This is a genomic window from Pedobacter endophyticus (genome assembly GCF_015679185.1).
Taxonomy (GTDB): domain Bacteria; phylum Bacteroidota; class Bacteroidia; order Sphingobacteriales; family Sphingobacteriaceae; genus Pedobacter; species Pedobacter endophyticus.
Map to the genome: position 1 here is coordinate 3,074,888 of NZ_CP064939.1, position 20,304 is coordinate 3,095,191.

Below are 20,304 nucleotides of genomic sequence, written 5' to 3' on the forward strand. Positions count from 1 at the left end.
CAATTTAATGATAAAGCATAGCCGCAGAGGATACGCAACCGATGATTACAGGTTTTGATGAAACTTTAGTATTCCGATTGGATAAATAATCAAACTCAATTATTCCATCGTTGTTATGGAATTAGCATTGTTGATAAAATTTGGGATAACACTATGGAAAACGTTTTTTTTAGCAATTGGGAAAGTATAGGCCGAACCTTTTCTATTGGGATTCTTGCCTACGTTTCTTTGATGCTAATGTTGAGGATCTCGGGAAAGAGGACGCTATCGCAAATGAGAGAGTTTGATTTTATTGTTACGGTGGCGCTGGGCTCTACCCTTGCTTCTGTGTTGCTAACAAAGGAGATTTCGCTAATGGATGGCGCTGTAGCAATGGGTATTTTAATAGGCCTGCAATACATTTTGGCTTATGTTTCTGTGCGATCAAAAAAGTTTTCGAAATTGATCAGCTCAGAGCCAACGCTCCTGTTTTATAAAGGTAATTTTTTATGGAGCGCATTGAGAAAGGAAAGGGTTACCGAAGCGGAAGTGCGCTCAATACTGAGAAATAATGGCATTGTTTCAATCGAAGATGTAGAAGCGGTAGTGATGGAATCAAACGGACAGTTTACTGTTGTTAAAGAAGGAAATTTAAGCAGCGATGACTCACCATTAAGCGGCGTAAAAAGAATTGATTGATCTGCCGGGCCTCGTTCAACTAACAGGGTGCTTACCGGAATGTGATTTTTTTGCTTGGCCTAAAGATCGTATTGACGTGTCCAAAATAATAATGTAAAGCAAAATTAAATAAACTTCCCTCTTTTTGGCCGATCCTTTTTTCGGTTGGTGCGCCGCTTGGAAAGATTCGGATAAACTTAAAGCAAAAAAGCCTCAACTTTTTCAAGTTAAGGCCTTTGTTGCGGAATGGACGGGACTCGAACCCGCGACCTCCTGCGTGACAGGCAGGCATTCTAACCAGCTGAACTACCACTCCGTTTTGTTTTCTTTTTAAAAGTTTAAACCTCTTTCCCCTTTCGAGGTTGCAAATATAGAGACAATATCGTTATCTGCAAACTTTTTTTTAAAATAATTATAAGTGATTATCCCACAGCACCTTCCTGCATCTTCTCTGCATTTTCGGCAAACTGAAGTGCATCAATTATCTCTTGTATGTCGCCATCCATAATGGCTGGGAGGTTATACATGGTTAAGCCGATACGGTGTTCGGTAACACGACCTTGAGGATAGTTGTATGTTCTGATCTTGGCCGAGCGATCTCCTGTTGATACCATTGTTTTACGTTTAGCAGCAATATCGCCGTTTTTCTTTTGCAGCTCGATATCATAAAGCTTGCTTCTCAACATTTCCATCGCAATAACGCGGTTGCCCAATTGCGAACGTTCGCGTTGGCAAACCACCACAATACCCGATGGCTTGTGGGTTAGCTGAACCTTGGTTTCAACTTTATTTACGTTCTGCCCGCCGGCACCACCCGAACGCGATGTTTGCAGCTCAATATCGGCGGGATTAATGTACAAATCAATTTCTTCTGCTTCTGGCAAAACGGCCACCGAAGCAGCTGATGTATGTACACGGCCCTGCGTTTCGGTGTCGGGCACACGTTGTACACGGTGCACACCGCTTTCATATTTTAACTGGCCGTAAACATCCTCGCCATTTACTTTCAAAATAACCTCTTTGTATCCACCCGCGGTGCCTTCGGTTACATCAACAGTTTCTACGTTCCAACCTTTGGTTTCAAAATAACGCGTGTACATTCGGTACAAATCGCCGGCAAAAAGGGCAGCTTCATCGCCTCCGGTACCGCCTCTAATCTCAAATACGGCATTCTTGGCATCTTCGGGATCTTTTGGAATCAACATCAACCTAATGCGGCTTTCCATTTCCTCTTGCTGCGCCAACATTAAATCGAGTTCTTCTTTGGCCATCTCACGCATTTCGGGGTCTTTTTCTGTTGCCAAAATCTCCTTATTTGCATCAATGTTGCTCATCACATTTTTGTAGATTTTATATTCATCTACAATTTTGCCCAAGTCTTTATATTCTTTGTTTAAAGCCGCAAACCGCTTCATATCCTGAATTACATCCGGATTACTCAACGATTCCTCTACGTCTTCCCAACGTAGCTTTATAGCCTCTAATTTATCTAACATAATATTTTATTCGAATTGAAACCCCTAATCCTACCAATGGTAAAAATTTAAGGAAATGCAAAAATAAGGAAAAAAGCTGAATTAGTTTGGAAAGGGACAACGCGACTTAATCAGTCATCCGATGAATATCGTTCGCTTTGCAGATATTCATCGGATGGACTAATGAGTAAATGCTTCCTCTCGAGGCAACGAAATTTTACGCCTTGTAAGCCACCGCAAATAGCAGCAACAGCAATTCGTGCCTATCAATAAGGTTATTTTGTAACATGCTGTTTATAAGCCTCAGTATGAACGGTCGTCATTGCCAGCTTGTACCGATAGCTATGGGTAGGGAATCTTAATGCAAAAAAAGCGCAACGCGTTAGGATTCCCGCCTGCGCGGGAATGACGGCAAGAATAATTCCCGTCATCCGATAGCTATCGGATCATATTAATTTTTCTCCTAAAAATTAAAACGCAGGATGACAACATAAATGAAGGTGATGCGTATTTTAAGGGCTGATATAATACTCCAATTTCAAATCTTCCCCATTGAAAACGCCGTAAGAATTATAGTTTAGCCATTCGCCAATATTTACATAACGGCTTCCGTTACCTAAATCAATATCCAAAGGCAGGTGCCTGTGCCCGAAAACAAAATAATCGAAATGCTGTTTTTGCAACTGCTCCTTTGCATAAATAGCCAGCCACTCTTTATCCTCTCCTAAAAAGACTTCTTTTTTGGTTTGTGCGGCTCTGCTGCCCTGGCTCCAACTGGTAGCGATCCAAATGCCGAAATTGGGATGCAAACGAGCAAACAACCACTGGCAAAGCTCGCTTCTGAAGATTTTTCTCAAGAATTTATATTTACGGTCGCCCGGCCCCAAGCCATCGCCATGATGCAGATAGAATTTCTTTCCACTACGTTCAATGATTTTTTCATCACTGATGATTTCCATGCCGATTTCTTTCGTGAAATAGTCGCGAACCCACATGTCGTGGTTGCCCTTAAAGAAATAGATTTTGATGCCCGAATCGGCCATTGTGGCCAACTTGCCCTGCAGGCGGATAAAACCCTTGGGAATTACTCTGGCATACTCGAACCAAAAATCGAAGATATCGCCCATTAAGAATAGCTCGCTGCAGTTGGGCTCAATGAAACTCAACCAGCTTACAATCCGTTCTTCGCGGGTTCGGCTTTCGGCATTACTTGGCGTGCCTAAATGGAAGTCGGAAGCGAAATAAATGTTCTTAGCCATGTGCGAGTTCAAAGGTAGGGAAAAAGTTGCGAGTTTGGAGGTGGGAGTTTGGAGGTGGGAGTATGGAGTTGGGAGTTTGGAGTCCGAAGTCGTGAGTCTCAAGTCGCTGCCTCATGGATTTGTCTTCGACTCCGCTCAGACTGACCCCTGTAATATTCTCCAAAATAAAAAAGCGGCAATTCCCGTAGAAATTGCCGCTAATTACATTAGTTATTCAGGTTAAACCCCGTACCTATTGTATCGCATCATTGTAATCATTTTCCCTTGCCGGGGTAACGATTTTCCAGTTGTTACGATCAGTTGGTTGGATGGTAGCGTTTAATGGGCTTACAAAGTTACCGCCATCGGCATAGCTTTTCCTTTCAATTTTATCGCCCCATCTCTTTAAGTCGAAAAAGTCGAAGCCCTCGCCCCAAAGCTCAATTGCTCTGTAGGTTTTAATCTCGTCTAAAAGCGCTGTGCCAGTTGCGGTACAGTTATAGTTCGGGTCTCTCAAACTGGTTTTCGTCAAACTGTTTAAAAGCGACTGAATTTCTGTTGCCGGCTTATTCTGATAGTACTTCGCTTCAGCCTCAATTAATATCATTTCTGAACTTCTGAAGTGGTTTAAGTTACCAACCCCAGGCAAATCAGTTGCAGAAAATTTAAACTGCATATAAGGATAAGATCTGGCTGCCGAAGCCATTGTTGGATACATTGATTTTGCATAATTGGTTAGCGCTGTGCTACCCTCGCCAGTTGTTGCGTTGTAGGCATAGGTTTTAGGATCTAAAAACAGTGCTTTCCTAATGTCGGTCGATGGAATTTTATTATACAACACTTTACTCATATACTTAGGATACGAAGTAACATTTGAACCCGAACCATTGTAAGCGATATAGGCGTGGAACGAATAAAAATACAAAGTCTCGTCAGTAGCACCATAAGAACCCCAAATCCATTCGCTATTTGAGGTGTTGAAGCCAGATTTGTACTGAGCTACGCTCATTAACGGGAAGTTTTGTCTGGCCTTGTTTGCATAGCTTTCAGCTAAAGCATAATCTTGCTTATTTAACGCTGCCCTTGCGTAAGTTGCGTAAGCCACGTTAATATCGGTTAAATAAAACTGAGTTGCCGAACGCGTTTTGCCCGATGAAGTGAACAAGCTTATGGCCGTGTTCAAATCATTATAAATCAACTCGTAGGTTTGGCCCAAAGTAGAAAGTGGTAAATCGCCTGTTGATTCATCGGTTCTCAATACCACTGCCGCTGTTGCACCGTTGTTTGAGTTTGCCCATCTGTCGCCGTACAATTGGGCAAGCATGGTGTAAGCGTAAGCTCTAAAAGTTAAAGCTTGTGCCTTGATGTACTGTTTATCAGCTTCTGGTCCTTCGGCTGCATCTACCCTATTGATAATGGTATTTGCATTTCCGATGATAGAATAGTAATAAAACCACGGATAGTAGGTGTAAGTACTTATTGGGTTTCCATAATATTCCAAGTTGATTACGCTTGACCAACCTGGTAAGTTTACGCCGAAGTTGTTTCCCGCATAGTTACCGTACCACATTTTAATGGTTCCTTCGCCATTAAAGCCCTGGCTCGATATTTTTTGCTGGGTCATTAATTTGGCCAGACCATTTACGGCAAGCGCTGCATTGGCCGTAGTACCAAAAACAACGTTGGGTGCGGTAGAGTTTGTAGGAGCAGTATTTAAGTACTCCTTTTTGCACGATGCAAATATCGAAATAGCGACAATTGCAATAATATATTTATTTAAAGCTTTCATTTGATTTTATTTTAAATGCTATAAACCAATGTTAATTCCTAGAGAAAATGTTCTGGCAGGAACAAATTCATTTTCGCTATAGCCGCCAAAAGTTTGCTGAGGGCTGTAACCTTTCATTCCTGTAAACGTTGCAAGGTTATCTACAAGGAAACTGAATGATAGCCTGCTCAGGTCTAGCTTTCTGGTTACGCTTTGCGGCACCGTGTAACCTAACGCGATGTTTTTGATTACGAAATACGAATTGTTTTGCAAAAACCTGGTGCTAACGCTGCTGTTGTTGTATTGACTATTGGTAAAATTGATTTGTGGCGTAGCATCTGGATTAATTCGGTTAGGCGAAGTAAGTGTCATCCCCTCCGGAATACCATTCCACGAGTTTAACACATCTTTATGCACTGCAGATGGCGTAGCGGTTACGCTCATTAAGCCGATGTACGAATAATCGAACCCTTTACCGCCAATTGAGTAATTAAACAAGGCAGATAGTGAGAAGCCTTTATAATCGAAGCTGGTATTGAAACTTCCCATCACATCAGGAACGCCAGAACCGCTCCAATCGCGTTTTGCGTAGGCAGCATTACGTGTGTAGTTTGTTCCATTTACATTAACCAAAAATTGATAATGTGCCCCAGTTGTATTGGTTGGGCTATAAGTAGCATCATCAGCATAATAAAGCGCCTGTCCTGTCATCATATCTACACCCGCATATTGGTATAAGAAGTAGTCGTAAACAGAATGGCCTTCCATATATTTGAACGGATTGGAAAGAATACCATTTGCCCTGTTCTCTTCGGGTAGTGCTACAATTTTGTTTTTAAGAAATGTTGCGTTTGCACCAAAATTCCATTTAAACTCGCTGTTTTTAATGATATCTACATCAGCAGAAAGTTCAATACCGCTATTTTTAACTTTTCCAATGTTCTTGGTTATTGTAGATACTGCACTTGTGGTACTGGTTGCACCGGCTGAAAGTGGCAGGTTAACATCAAATATTAACCCATCAGATCCTTTATCAAAATACTCAACAGTTAAATTCAATCTCTTGAAGAAACGGCCTTCCAAAGCAATTGAAGTTGCACGTTGTCCTTCCCACTGTAAATCTCTGGCCTCGTTTTGAGATTTGTACAAGGCAGCGATATTGTTGTTTTGCCCAATGGTATATAAAGGAAGGTAACCGTAAAGATCAACACTTGCTATGTTACCTACTTTACCGTATGAACCCCTGATTTTCAAGTCGTTAACATAATCAGAAATTGAGCTGAAGAAATCTTCTTTAGATACCAGCCATGTTCCACCTACTGACCAGAAATTACCCCATCTGTGTTCTGGATGCAACCTTGATGTACCATCTCTTCTAAACGATCCTTCAACAAAATATTTCTCCTTGTAGTTATAGCGCAATCTGCTTAACAAACTTTCTGTTCTGTCGTTGTGCTCATAGTCGGTTAAGTTTGTAATTTGCGTAAAGTTTACCAAATCAACCTGTCCGGCAAATGTTTCAGTTGTTTTGTAGCCATACAGATAATTATATCTGTAGAAATAACTTTCGTGGCCAACCAGGAAATCGAAGTTGTGATCGTTGATGCTTTTCTTATAAGTCAATTGCTGTTGAAGCGTCAATTCATTTCTTCTGTAAATCGTTCTCGAACCTCGTCCCTTATTCCCCGCACCATCGCCGATAATGGCATTGTTGTAGGTTCTTTGTTCAGAATTTCTCAATGAATTACTTGCAATGGTCGAAAATTTAAAATCCTTTAAGAAGTTGATATCAACATAGCCTTGAGAAATTAACGAATTTTGATACGTTCTATCCATGTTCAACTCGTTTTCCCAAATGATATGACGATTTACATACTGTGTACGTGAGTTTGCTCCGCCATCATAAATTCTATTCCCAGTAGCATCTAAAATATAATCTCCCGTGGTTAAATTGTGTTCGTGAATGGGATAAATAGGCGCAATGTTCCTTGCATAGTTCCAGGGTGTAGTAAAGCCGCTACCACTACCTGTGGTATTGTTAGAAACCTGATAATTTCCATTTAGGCTGAAACCTGCCTTAATCCACGATCGTGGGCTAATGCTTCCGCTTACACGACCTGTAAAACGCTCAAAATCGGATGTTTTGATGTAACCTTGCTCATCCAGATAGCCTGCAGAGTAGAATAAATTCGACTTCTCATTACCAGCCTGGCCGCTTAAGTTGTAATCCTGACGGTATCCATTTCTGCTGATCGCATCGAACCAGTCTAAATCCTCAGCGTAACTGCCTTTAATTTGCGCATTTGGCAAAAGATTTCCGTTAGCGTCAAAAAGCTGATTATCGGGCAGGTTGAAGATATTGGTTCTCAAAATTGTAGGCACAAGATTGGCATTAACGGTTGCATTGGCTTGCGCTACAGTTAAGGTTGGATTAGCCGTTAACAACTGGTTGCGGTAGCCCAAAAACTCAACGCCCATATATTCTTGTGGCGTTACCTTGTCGTACTCAGGAATACCTCTGGTGTATAAACCCTGATTTACGTTTAAATTTAAGGTCGATTTTCCGTTTTTGCCTTTTTTCGTTGTAATTAAAATTACCCCGTTCGAACCCTTACTTCCATATAAACTCGATGATGTTGCATCTTTCAATACAGAAATCGATTCGATATCATTTGGATTAATATCATTTACACTTCCGGTATACACCACATTATCTAAAACGATTAAGGGAGTTGAGGTTCCGTTAATTGAACCATAGCCACGGATTCGGATGCTTGGTGCCGAACCTGGTTCGCCATAAGAGTTGTTGATTTGCAAACCCGGTGCAGAACCCTCTAAAGCCACAAGTGCGTTAGTTACAGGTCTCTTCTCTATGTCAGCTGCTGTAATAGATGATACTGAACCCGTAATGGCCTCCTTTTTAAGCGAGCCGTAACCAACTACTACAACTTCATCGAGGTTACGAACTGCATCTTGCAACTTAACAGTGTATCTTGCTTGGTCGCCAACTACAACTGTTTGGTCTTGAAAGCCTAGTGACTTGAATATTAAGGTTGCCCCTTTGTCTGCCGACAAGCTGAAGTTTCCGTACAAATCGGTTTGGCTTGAGGTGCTACTTCCTTGAATTACGATGCTCACATTAGGAATGGCGAGCCCTTCGTTATCCAATACTTTTCCTGTAATCTTCTGCGTTTGTCCGTACCCGTCAAAACTCAAAAATGCACACAAGAAGAAAATAAAAATTAGTAAATTTTTTTTCATACTTTGTTTAGGTTTAAAATGAAATATTTGCTAAACAATAATGCGAAGACCCCAATTTATTAGGCTCTGATTTGATAAGGGATTGTAAATAAGGATGATTTCGGTTTATTGTTGGCTGCAAAAATAGATTTTTTTTATCGGCAACAAAAAAATGTTGAAAAACTATTTAAACTCAAAACACTTTATATGAAAAAGCAACTTCTAATAGGTTTATTTGCGTTAAGTTTCTTTGCTTGCAATCGAGAAAAGCACGCAGCAGAAAAAATTACATTGATGAAATATCCAGATACTAAAAAAGACAGCACAAAAGACAATTATTTTGGGACAACGATAGCCGATCCTTATCGCTGGCTGGAAAACGACACCTCGGCCGAAACTGCCGCATGGGTAAAGGCGCAAAACAAGGTTACCCAAAACTATTTATCGCAAATTCCCTATCGTGATGATATTAAAAAACGCTTGACTGAGCTGTGGAACTACCCGAAAGAGAGTGCACCGTTTAAAGTTGGCGAATATTATTTCTTCAACAAAAATGATGGCTTGCAAAACCAGAGCATTTGGTTTATTAAAAAAGGCCTGGATGGAAAAGAAGAGGTTTTTCTCGATCCTAACAAGCTCACTGCCGACGGTACAGCCGCTGTTTCGTTACTTGGCTTTTCGCACGATAAAAAATATATGGCCTACTCGGTTGCCCAGGCCGGATCTGATTGGAGCAACATTTACGTGATGGACATTGCGGGCAAAACAAAGCTTGCCGATGAATTAAAATGGACAAAATTTTCGGGTGCGGCCTGGAGAGGTAACGGATTTTATTACAGCAAATTCGATGAGCCGGTTAAAGGTACAGACTTATCGGCTGCCAATAAATTTCAAAAAGTTTACTACCACAAGCTTGGCGAACCGCAAAGCAACGACCAATTGATTTTTGAGGATAAATCGAATCCTAACCTTTACTTCGGTGCCGATGTTACCGAAGATGAACGCTTTCTGGTTGTATATGCAAGCGCCGGAACTTCGGGAAATGCCCTTTTTTATCAGGATTTGAATGAAGAAAACGGCAAACTCGCACCACTGGTTACTGGTTTCGAAAACAACCACAGTATTGTTGATAATATTGGAGACAAGCTGCTGCTAAATACCGATTTGGATGCCCCGAATAAACAAATTGTATTGGTTGACCCAAAAAATATTGATCCGAAAAACTGGCAGAAAGTTATCCCCGAGTCAAAACTTGCCTTAGAGGGCATCGGCACTGGTGGCGGTTTTTTATGGGCCTCGTACCTGAAAGACGCGAGCACCAACATTGTTCAGTTTGATTTAAACGGAAAAAAAATTGGTGAGGTGGAGCTCCCGGCAATTGGTACCGTTGATGCCTTTGGCGGATATAAAGATGACAAGGAATTCTTTTACTCGTTCTCTAACTTTACCACCCCGGGAACCATTTATCGCTATGATATTGCCAGGGCAGAATCTACGCTTTATAAAAAATCGGAGCTTAAATTTAATACCGATAATTACGAAACGAAACAGGTTTTTTATCCGTCGAAAGACGGAACCAAAGTGCCCATGTTTATTGTGCATAAAAAAGGGATTAAGCTCGATGGCAACAATCCGGTTTACCTGTATGCCTATGGTGGCTTTCAAATTAGCTTAACGCCCGGATTTAGTTTATCGAGGATGTTATTTTTGGAGAAAGGCGGCATTTATGTTCAACCGAGTTTACGTGGAGGAAGTGAATACGGCGAAGCCTGGCACAAAGCTGGAATGTTGAGCCAAAAACAAAACGTGTTCGACGATTTTATTGCCGCAGCAGAATATTTGGTAAAAGAAAAATACACCAATCCATCTAAAATAGCAATTTCCGGAGGATCGAACGGTGGCTTATTGGTAGGCGCCTGCATGACGCAAAGACCCGATTTATTTAAGGTTGCCTTGCCTGCTGTCGGCGTTTTAGATATGTTGCGATACCACAAATTTACCGTCGGATGGGGTTGGGCGGTAGAATATGGCAGCAGCGATAAAAAAGAAGACTTCGATTATTTGATCAAATACTCACCGTTGCACAACATTAAAAGCGGCGTAAATTACCCCGCAACGTTAATCACCACCGCCGATCACGATGACCGTGTCGTTCCCGCCCACTCGTTTAAGTTTGCAGCCACTTTGCAAGAAAAATATAAGGGCGATAATCCGATTTTAATTCGGATCGAAACCAAAGCAGGCCATGGTGCAGGTAAGCCAACAGCAAAACTGATTGAGGAAGCAAGCGATGTATGGAGCTTTGTTTTTCAGAATTTGGGGATGAGTTGGTAAGTTTATAAATAATTACAGATGGGCACAGATAACCACAGATTATGAAATAAGTGTTATCTGTAGCCATTTTTGCAGTTTCGCTAAAAAGGGCTTCATGCTGAGCGTAGTCGAAGCATCCCTTACCCATTTCGCACTGCCATTGGCCTACTCTGCCCCCATTTTTGAGCGCAGTGGGTTGTTGGCGCTCTGTGTTCCATCGCTTGAAGATTCTTCGTGCCTCAGAATGACAAAAAGTTTAAACGTCAGTCATATTGATTTTTTGAAAAATTAAAACCATCAATGAAAACGAAATAAGTAAACCGTCATTGCGAGGCACGAAGCAATCTACTCTCATTAAATAATATCTCGAATGAGATTGCTTCAATCGATGAAAAATCGATTTCGCTACGAAGTAGCCCCTTTGGGGCAAAGACGGAAATAAAACGTCATTGGTAGGAACGAAGACCACGGAGCAGCTGCGAGGTGAGTCTCTAACCAATTATTACAAAACCTGCGCCCTCACAGCTCCACAAATTAGGCTTGTGGGTTATTGAAGTCCGATTTTCATCGCTTGCAGATTATTCGCTATGCTCAGAATGACAACAAGCCAGCGATGATCATAAAAACCAATTCCCACTAAATCTATAGACCAATTATAATTTGCTTTATACTGCACAAAACCCTTATCTTTCGCTTTTAATTGTCTTAAAACATATAAAATACTGAATACAATAAGATTACAGAATTATCTAGAATATTTCTAAATAGAGATATTGATAAAAGTTTATTTTGTAACTTTGCGTCAAATTTTTTTGAATGATCTCTACTGATATAGCCGTAATAGGCGCTGGTCCGGTTGGTCTGTTTGCCATTTTTGAAGCCGGTTTATTAAAAATGCGTTGTCATTTAATTGATTATCTTCCGCAGGTTGGTGGTCAGCTTTCTGAAATTTACCCGAAAAAACCGATTTACGATATTCCGGGTTACCCGTCGGTATTGGCTCAAGAGCTGATTGATAATTTGATGGAACAGGCTAAACCTTTTCATCCAACTTTTACGCTGGGTGAGCGTATTGAAGGCTTAGAAAAGCGTGGCGAAGCCGATTTCGTTTTAACTACCAACATGGGTACCGTTATCGAAGCCAAGGTTGTGGTAATTGCCGGCGGCCTGGGTTGCTTTGAGCCTCGCAAACCTGCGGTTGAAAACCTGGAGAATTTTGAGAACGGTAAAGGCGTTAACTATATGATTCTTGATCCGGAAAAATACCGCGATCAGAAAATGGTTATTGCCGGCGGTGGCGACTCGGCCCTCGATTGGACAATCTATTTGGCCGAGGTTTGCTCAGAATTAACGTTGGTACACAGAAGTGAAAGCTTCCGTGGGGCGCCTGATTCGGTTGCAAAGGTAATGGCCCTTGCCGAAAGCGGAAAAATCAACCTGGTTTTAAACAGCAACCTGCACGCCGTACACGGAACCGATAAACTGGAACAAGTTGAAATTGTTCAGAACCGCACTATGGAGAAAACCATTGTGGATGCCGATCATTTAATTCCACTATTTGGTTTGAGCCCGAAATTGGGCCCAATTGAAGACTGGAATCTGAATATTAGCAAAAGTGCAATCGAGGTTAATACCGACGATTATTCTACAAACATACCTGGCATTTATGCCATTGGCGATATTAACACATACACAAATAAACTAAAGCTGATTCTTTGCGGTTTCCATGAGGCCGCCTTAATGAGTCATAGCGCTTACTCGTATATGAATCCGGGCGTTAAATACACCATGAAATATACCACTGTAAACGGAGTTTCAGAATTTTAAGCTTCGCATTAATTGTTTTAATAGAAAACTATTTTAGCTAAGTTTGCGCTGTTAAGCGAGAAAAATGGAAAATAACATTACAATATATATGCAAGAGCCCGATGGTTCGGTTACGCCACACGAGGCGCCTACCGATATGGGCTTAAGTTTGATGGAGTTTTTAAAGGCTTCTGAATATGACATCTTAGCGACCTGCGGCGGCATGGCTTTATGTGCCACCTGTTGTGTAGACGTTTTGGAAGGCGAAGAAAAGCTTAACGAAATGAGCGACGATGAATATGCCATGTTAGATACTTTGCCCGATTTGCTGCCCAACTCTCGACTGGCTTGCCAGTTGCAGTTAAATAATAATATGGACGGCCTGAAAGTGAAACTTCATGGTGTAAGTTAATCCGTAGCAAACAAAATATTGAAGGCGATACTGAAAAGTGTCGCCTTTATTGTTTTAGGGTTTTTTCGTTTCTGTTATTAAGAATCTTTGGTCGAGACTTATAGTGCCCGCTGGTCGAGATTTCTAAGCCGCTTAGCCAACTCTTTAAGAGCGGGTTATTGCGTTCTGCGCCTTGTCGCGTGCAGATCCTTCGTTATACTCAGGATGACAGTAAAACCCCGTTGGATTACAACCAAACTAAAACTACCGAATATTGATCGTTTGCTTTTCGACATTCCGGGCATACAGTTTGACAGCTCAATTACTAGCCCGTACGTACGGAATGATTGCAAGCCACCCCATTGTGCGTTAAGATCCTCAGTCAAGCTGAGGATGACGACCGTTCATAGTTGGCGCTCCAATTATTTTGCTAAACGCGTTGGTTGAAATCCTGCTGGTCGAGATTTCTAATCTCGACCTTAATAGCTGTGGATTTATAATCCACACCAAAACTACCGAATACCGATCGTTTGCTTTTCCACATTCCAGCCATATACTTCAACGGCTAAATTATCGGTTGCATGGGTATATTCGACGGTAATTGTTTTACGCTCTCCGGGCAATACCGTTACATAATTATCATCGTAAAATGATGGAAGTATCCGCTTACCCGACTCGGTATCAACTAAGGCAATGCGATTAAAGAACGCGACCGGATTGCCACTTGGGTTACTGAGCAGAACTTCGACTTTTCCTTTGCCCTTCTGCGTTGCAGTAGCTTCAAGTTTAGCTTGCTTAATGTGCTGCAAACCTTTATAGCCTCCATCTTTATCGGCCAGCCAGTAAACATTATCGCTCAGCACTTCTTGTTTTTCGTTCAGCAGCTTAAGCGAAACGAACACACCATCCTTTTTATCGAGCTTCTTTAAGAATTCGTTCATTGGAAAAAATCGCCGAACAGAGGATGCTCCGATAGAGTTAAAAACCTGCGAATAAAAGTAATCTTTACCATCCATGTCGTAAACCTTGGCCTGAACCATTAAGTTATGGCGATCTACCAATCCGTTATTTACAACGGTAACCATACTGTCGAGGGGGTTCATCATAATGTGCAAAGGTTCACTTCCTTTGCGTAAACCGTACAAACAAGCATTAGGATCGAGGTAATAATCGTACATCTGGCCACGCAAGGCAGTCCACGGGTTTTGAGTTTTCCAAATAATAGAACCTGTATACCAATCCCACATTTTGTTCGAAAAGCCTTCCATCAGCGCCCTGTACTGGTCGTAGTTAACCAGCTGTGCTTTCATGGCAAAATCCTTTGCATCTTCTACCTTTCCATACGGCTCAATGTGTTTCCCATAAGGAATGTATTTATGGTAATTCCACACCGAATCAACTTTTCCGTCCGACTCAGGCGCAATCATATTTTCGTTGGGGATAAACCTTGCCAGCGATTCATAATCGCCCACGCCCACGGAGCCGACTTCTGAATTATAGGGATATGTTTTTACAGCCCAGAAGCTTTTAGGGTCCTGAATGTTGTAAGGGCCATCGCCATTGCCGCCAATGGTGTTGTACGACATTTCATCACTGTTCGAGAAATCGAAAAACTTTCGTGTGCCATCCAGGCGAGGCAAAATGTCGTTTTTTATCGGGTTTAATATGTCATCAGGAGGCGTAATCTCATTTCCGCCACACCAAAACGCCAGTGATGCATGGTTACGGATCATTTTTACCTGATCTTCGATTGCTGTTAAAACCAGTAGGTGGTTATCAGGGTACTTTCTTCTTGTCCATTGGTCGTCCTTTTTTAACGGGTCTACCCAACGGCCGTTACAATCGCCGCTGAACCAGAAATCCTGAAAAACCAACAATCCATATTTGTCGCAAGCGTTATAAAATTCCGGTCGCTCTAAAATTGCGCCGCCCCAAATCCTAATTAAATTGAGGTTCATATCTTTATGGTAACGCACTTCTGCATCGTAGCGGGCATCGCTAAAGCGCAGCATGGCGTCAGAGATAATCCAGTTTCCACCTTTGATAAAAATCTTCTGACCGTTTACATAAGCGCCCATGCTCTGCGTATGTTCATTCCAGATATTATCGATCTGCCGAATGCCAACGGTTAAATTTTCCTGATCCAACACCCGATTGGCGCTCAAAAACTTAATGTTGAGCGGATATAAATCTTGTTTTCCATATCCGTTTGGCCACCACAACCTAGGGTTTTCTATTGCCAGATCGGCAAACGTAATCTCGAATTGCTTATTTGCCGGAACGGTAACCGATTTACTTACGGTTTTGCCAGCCATTTGATATTGGAGAATGCCGGAAATGGCTTTCATTGTTGGATTTTCGACCTCGACAGAAACTTTTATTGTAGCGGGCTGCTGCTTTGCGTTGGGAATTCTTTTGCCGGGAACCAATGTTACCACATGCGGGTTGAGGATGTTAACACCTTGCGTTTTCTCAATCGTAACTTTATCCCAAATTCCGGTATTACGATCGCGGATGGGCTGAATCCAATCCCAACCTGCGGTGTATTGCGTGGTCAAATTTCGGGCAATGGTACCGTCGCCACCCTGACCGCCATTCGGGTTACCAACCACATCTGGTGGGTAAACAATTACCGCTAAACGGTTTTTTCCTGTTGATGAAAGGTACTTAGTGATATTAAACCTCGCACGCAAATGCATACCCTCATGCGTTGCTGCGTTCACCTTTTTACCATTCAAAAAAATCTCGGCCTTGTAGTTTATACCTCTAAATTGCAACCAAACTTGTTCGTTTCCGACTGCCTTTTCGTCAAAATCTTTTACAAACCAGTAGGTATAATAGTCGTTGCCCGTTTTATAAATATCGGGGATTTTCTCGGTATTCATCCCGTAAAATGGATCCGGCACCTTTTTATTATTCAGCAAGGTGGTTAAAACGGTTCCGGGCACCGTCGCTTGCATCCAGTTATCAAGTACGAAACCCGCTTTCGAAATCTGTGCGCCATCTACCTTAACTTCTTTGATATTGTTGCAGAGCCAGCCGGTATTTAATTCGTAGCGTTGTTGGGCTTGAGCATTAAAAATGTATAGGGATAATAGAATAGCTAAAAATTTTCTCATGAATTTCATTAATTTATACGGTGAAAATACGAATTTAAGATCGCTGCGGGTATACAAAGTTAACCAGGCGTCCGGTTATATAGTTGTCTAACGAACTGTTGTCATCCTGAATTTTAATTTATTGCATAAAAAAACCAATATGATCCGATAGCTATCGGATGACGTAAATTATTCCAGTCGTCTTTCCCGCGCAGGCGGAATCTTAAAGCGAGAGCAGAAGCATAGCATTAAGACCCTCTACCGATAGCTATCGGTACAAGCTGAGGATGACGGCCGTTCATGGTTGTCGTTGCATTCGCTCGGCTGACAAACAAATTAAGTAGCTTAAAATCAATAAACTAACAAATAGCATTGATGGTGGTGTAACGCATGACGCGATACTTCGGGGAAGGATCCCCATGCGATGGAACGCAGCACGCCAAGAAACCGCCACTGAGCGACGGTTATTTGCAGGCCGCTGGCGCCACCAATCAAGTGTTAGTCGACATTTGCAATTTCGGCCTAGCTAATGCTGGATTTAAAATCCAGAGCTAAGGGAGTTATGTACATCCTGACTAGCTATCGGACAAACACTCGCCAGTCTATTTAATTCTTCGGGAACCTATTTACCCGAAACCGGCCTGTCGCTGGCTGTTACGCCCCAGGTTTTTGATGGTTCGCCACCCATAAAAATTTGCATTGAACCGCCATTTGCGATGGTTTTATGTAAGATATATGATTTTGAATAAGGCTTGCCATTAACCACAATGCGTTGAATATATTTGTTTTCGGCACTGTTATTAACCACTTTAATATCGAACTTTTTATTTGCTGAGAGCTGAATGGATGCGCTGTTAATTAACGGACTGCCGAATACATAAGCGCCATTTGCGGGGTTTACAGGGTAAAATCCCATTGCCGAAAATACATACCAGGCGCTCATTTGGCCAACGTCTTCATTTCCGCACAAACCATCAGGCTTTGAAGTGTAAAATTCGCGATCAATCTTCCTGATCAGATCTGCGGTTTTCCAAGGTTGGCCGGCATAGGCATACAAATACGGGATGTGGTGCCCCGGCTCGTTTCCTTGTGCATAGTTTCCGATCAAACCCGAGATATCAGGCGAACTGTTTTCGCCGAGTTCTGCCTTTACCGAAAATAGCGAATCCAATTTGTTTACAAAAGGTTTATCACCGCCGAACAAGACAATTAATCCTTCTACATCTTGTGGTACGAGCCAGGTGTATTGCCAACCATTTCCTTCTGTGTAGTCATCTTCGCGGTGCTTGGAAGCAAAAGGGCTAAACGGCGATCGCCAACTGCCATCGGCAAGCTTGGGCCTCATAAACTGCACATCTTTATCAAAATACTGATTATACAGTTGTGCTCTTTTGCTAAAGTACGCATAATCGTCAGTTTTCCCCAGCGCTTTCGCAAACATAGCAATGCAGTAATCATCGATAGCATATTCGAGTGCCTTGGCAACAGATTCGTTTACCTTATCGGCAGGAATGTATTTAAGCTGCTGAATGTAATCGATGCCGTTTGTTTTTTGCATGGCCGATTGCTTTACCGCCTCGAACGCCAGATTTGCATCAAAGCCGCGATAGCCTTTCAAATAAGCATCAACAACCACCGGGACAGCGTGGTAGCCCACCATGGTATTGGTTTCGCTGCCCATTAAATGCCAAACAGGAAGCTTGCCTTGCTGCTTGTAAATGGCTAGCATTGTATTTACTACGTCGCTTACACGGTCTGGATGCAAAATGGTATACAATGGGTTTGCAGCACGGTAAGTATCCCAGAGTGAAAAAGTGGTATAGTTGGTAAAGTCTGCCTTGCGGTAAATCTTTTTATCTGTGCCGAGGTAATCGTTGTTTACATCGTTAAAAAGCGATGGCGCAATCATGGTATGGTATAAAGCGGTGTAAAACACTTTTTTGGTGGTTGCAGAGGCATCAATTTTCACCTTCGCGAGCTCCTTTTCCCATTTTGCATCGGCACTTTTGGTGGTTGCCAAAAAATCCCATGCTGGCAATTCGGCTTTTAGGTTGAGTATTGCATTTTCGATACTTACAGGAGACAGCGCTACCTTAATTTGAAGCTTGTTGTTATTAATCGATGCGAAATCGATAACCGCCTTTAACTTTTTGCCTTTTACATCCTTGCTGTTTCTAACTTGTTCGTCATCGTAAATTGAGCACTTTGTAATCGGCTGCGACAGCTTAATTACAAAGTATAACCGCTGATCGCTTGCCCACCCTTTCGAGTTGCGATGCCCAACAATTGTTGTTGCATCGAGCTGCCTGAGCGAGGCATTTTGTGGTTCATCCCATCCTATGCCTTCAACTAAATCGATGATGATATGTGGTGTTGATGCATTTTTCGGGAAGGTGTATTGGTGGAAGCCTACACGCTCGGTAGCGGTTAGCTCGGCCTTAATGTGATATTTATCGAGCACCACGCTATAATAACCTGCCTTTGCAACTTCATTTTGGTGAGAGAACTTGGAGAGATATCCCGATTCGTCGTCGGCCGTTTTCCCTTTTTGCAACAGGGTGTTGCCAGTGGCGGGCATGATGGAAATATCGCCCAGATCGCCGATTCCGGTGCCACTTAAATGGGTATGGGCAAAGCCGGTGATGGTATTGCTGGCGTAATTATAACCGCTGCACCAATCCCAACCCTCCATGATGTTGTTGGGCCCGAGCTGCACAGCCCCGAACGGAACATTGGCACCAACGAAAACGTGCCCGTGTTTTGCTGAACCGATCATGGGATCGACAAATTGGGTAAGCTTGTTTTTTTGCTGTGCAAATACTGCTGATGATCCGATTGAGGTTGTTAACAACAAAACGGATAAAATTCTTTTGTAATGCATGTTTAATCTTTAGGTAAATAAACGCTAAGGTAAAACGTTTTATGTCAAGTTTTGTGTCACAATATAAATAGAGATCAGTGTTTGCAACAGCAGCCTATCACTCAGACACTTCTAAAACAACCACATTGTCTTCATCATTGTTAAAGGCGGTGGATATTTGGTAAAGGCCTTTTTTAAGCGAATAATTTACGGGTGCTTTTCCTTTAAGCAAATAGGCTTTCTTGATCTTTTTGAAGCCCACCGGAGTAAAGGCTACGGTGGTGAGTTTGCTATCGAGAATGTGTAGGTAAATCTTATTTCCGGCCTGTGTCATGCTCCAATTATCACTCGGCTTTACATAACCTGCGTTGGTATTGTAAATGCTTTCGCCGTAGGTTTTGAGCCAATTACCCATTGCAGCCAAGCGATCTTGAAACTCCGGCTGGATTTTTCCGTTTGGCATTGGGCCAACATTCAGCAGCAGGTTAGAACCCAAACTTGCCGCCCGAACCAGCATGTTTATCAGCTTTTTTTCGGATTTATAAGTAGTATCGCTCAGGTTGTATCCCCATGAATTGGATATGGTTTCGCAGGTCTCGAGCGGAAGCTGATCAGACGGTTTCTGAAAACTCAGCCCCGACTTATTTTCTCCTGGCAAATCGCGTTCAAACATTTGAAAATCTTCTCCGGCAAAGGGTGTTAAATGGTGGTTATTGCCAATCATACACTGCGGTTGCAGCTTGTGTATTAAATCGTAAATCTCATTATACTTCCAATCTATCCTGGATTTGCGGTCTTTGGCACCTTCGGGTGCTGTTTGATCCCAATGGCCATCAAACCAAATCCCACCTATTTCACCATAATTGGTTAGTAATTCTGTTAGCTGGTTCTTCATAAACTGCAGGTAACTGGCGTAATCGCCCTTTCCTTTCCTACCCGAATGTTGGCCTGTTCTTCCGGTTTGGTGAGGATAATCTTCCCGTCGCCAGTCTAAGAGCGAATAATACAGATAGAGCTTTATTCCTTGTTTATGGCACTCGTCGGCCATCATTTTTACCACATCCTTTTTGTAAGGGGTATTCATGATGTTAAAATCCGAGTACTTTGTATCCCACATGCTAAACCCATCGTGATGCCGGGTAATCAGCGTGATGTATTTCATTCCGGCATTTTTAGCCATGCTTACCCATTGCTGGGCATTAAAATCTATCGGGTTGAAAAAATCTTTGAGGTTGGTGTAATTATGCACGGTGAGCTTTCTCTCGTTCATTACCCACTCTCCGCTTCCGGGAATGCTAAATGGCCCCCAATGGATAAATAATCCGAAGCGGGCATCATTAAACCATTCCCTTTGTTTTAGGTTTGAGGCAGAAGGCACGTAATCTTGTGCATGTAACTGAAGGGTTAAAAGCAGGCCAAGGCCCACCAGAAATAATTTTCTCATAAAAAGTAATTTGG

11 protein-coding genes and 1 tRNA gene are annotated in these 20,304 nt (G+C 42.3%); 4 read left to right on the top strand and 8 right to left on the bottom strand.

Translation table 11 applies throughout. The annotated features are described in order from the left end of the window. The first annotated feature begins 153 nt into the window (after window positions 1–153). A complete protein-coding gene (locus IZT61_RS12465; protein WP_196097231.1) occupies window positions 154–678 on the top strand; it encodes a DUF421 domain-containing protein in 525 nt (174 codons plus the stop codon). A gap of 221 nt (window positions 679–899) precedes the next feature. On the opposite strand, the gene IZT61_RS12470 is transcribed toward IZT61_RS12465, so the two are convergent. From IZT61_RS12470 to IZT61_RS12490, 5 genes are all read right to left on the bottom strand, one after another. Continuing rightward, window positions 900–973, bottom strand: a tRNA-Asp gene (locus IZT61_RS12470). A 106-nt stretch (window positions 974–1,079) separates the two neighbouring features. Next, window positions 1,080–2,153, bottom strand: a complete 1,074-nt coding sequence (gene prfA / locus IZT61_RS12475) for a peptide chain release factor 1 (RefSeq protein WP_196097232.1) — start codon at window positions 2,151–2,153, stop codon at window positions 1,080–1,082. A 491-nt stretch (window positions 2,154–2,644) separates the two neighbouring features. After that, the gene (locus tag IZT61_RS12480; protein ID WP_196097233.1) at window positions 2,645–3,391 is read right to left on the bottom strand and encodes a UDP-2,3-diacylglucosamine diphosphatase; all 747 of its coding nucleotides are present in this window, start codon (window positions 3,389–3,391) and stop codon (window positions 2,645–2,647) included. Between the two features lie 232 nt (window positions 3,392–3,623). Then, on the bottom strand, window positions 3,624–5,159 hold the full coding sequence (locus tag IZT61_RS12485) for a RagB/SusD family nutrient uptake outer membrane protein (protein ID WP_196097234.1): 1,536 nt from the start codon (window positions 5,157–5,159) through the stop codon (window positions 3,624–3,626). A gap of 18 nt (window positions 5,160–5,177) precedes the next feature. Continuing rightward, entirely contained in the window at window positions 5,178–8,399 is a 3,222-nt protein-coding gene (locus IZT61_RS12490) for a SusC/RagA family TonB-linked outer membrane protein (protein ID WP_196097235.1), read from the bottom strand. 186 nt (window positions 8,400–8,585) lie between these two features. On the opposite strand from IZT61_RS12490, the gene IZT61_RS12495 reads away from it, so the two are divergent. The 3 genes from IZT61_RS12495 to IZT61_RS12505 all read left to right on the top strand — a co-directional run bounded on the left by IZT61_RS12495 (window position 8,586) and on the right by IZT61_RS12505 (window position 12,909). Continuing rightward, window positions 8,586–10,712, top strand: coding sequence for a prolyl oligopeptidase family serine peptidase (locus IZT61_RS12495; protein ID WP_196097236.1), 2,127 nt, complete (start codon window positions 8,586–8,588; stop codon window positions 10,710–10,712). 795 nt (window positions 10,713–11,507) lie between these two features. Continuing rightward, window positions 11,508–12,518 carry an NAD(P)/FAD-dependent oxidoreductase gene (locus IZT61_RS12500; protein ID WP_196097237.1) on the top strand — a complete coding sequence of 337 codons (1,011 nt, stop codon included), beginning with the start codon at window positions 11,508–11,510 and terminating at the stop codon, window positions 12,516–12,518. A 64-nt stretch (window positions 12,519–12,582) separates the two neighbouring features. Continuing rightward, window positions 12,583–12,909, top strand: a complete 327-nt coding sequence (locus IZT61_RS12505) for a 2Fe-2S iron-sulfur cluster-binding protein (RefSeq protein ID WP_056850742.1) — start codon at window positions 12,583–12,585, stop codon at window positions 12,907–12,909. 491 nt (window positions 12,910–13,400) lie between these two features. On the opposite strand, the gene IZT61_RS12510 is transcribed toward IZT61_RS12505, so the two are convergent. The 3 genes from IZT61_RS12510 to IZT61_RS12520 form a co-directional block, all read right to left on the bottom strand. Beyond that, window positions 13,401–16,007 (bottom strand): glycoside hydrolase family 2 protein, encoded by a 2,607-nt coding sequence (locus IZT61_RS12510; RefSeq protein WP_230383652.1) that lies wholly within the window; start codon window positions 16,005–16,007, stop codon window positions 13,401–13,403. A 601-nt stretch (window positions 16,008–16,608) separates the two neighbouring features. Further along, a complete protein-coding gene (locus IZT61_RS12515) occupies window positions 16,609–18,867 on the bottom strand; it encodes a GH92 family glycosyl hydrolase (protein WP_196097239.1) in 2,259 nt (752 codons plus the stop codon). 97 nt (window positions 18,868–18,964) lie between these two features. Beyond that, on the bottom strand, window positions 18,965–20,290 hold the full coding sequence (locus IZT61_RS12520) for an alpha-L-fucosidase (protein WP_196097240.1): 1,326 nt from the start codon (window positions 20,288–20,290) through the stop codon (window positions 18,965–18,967). Window positions 20,291–20,304 lie beyond the last annotated feature (14 nt).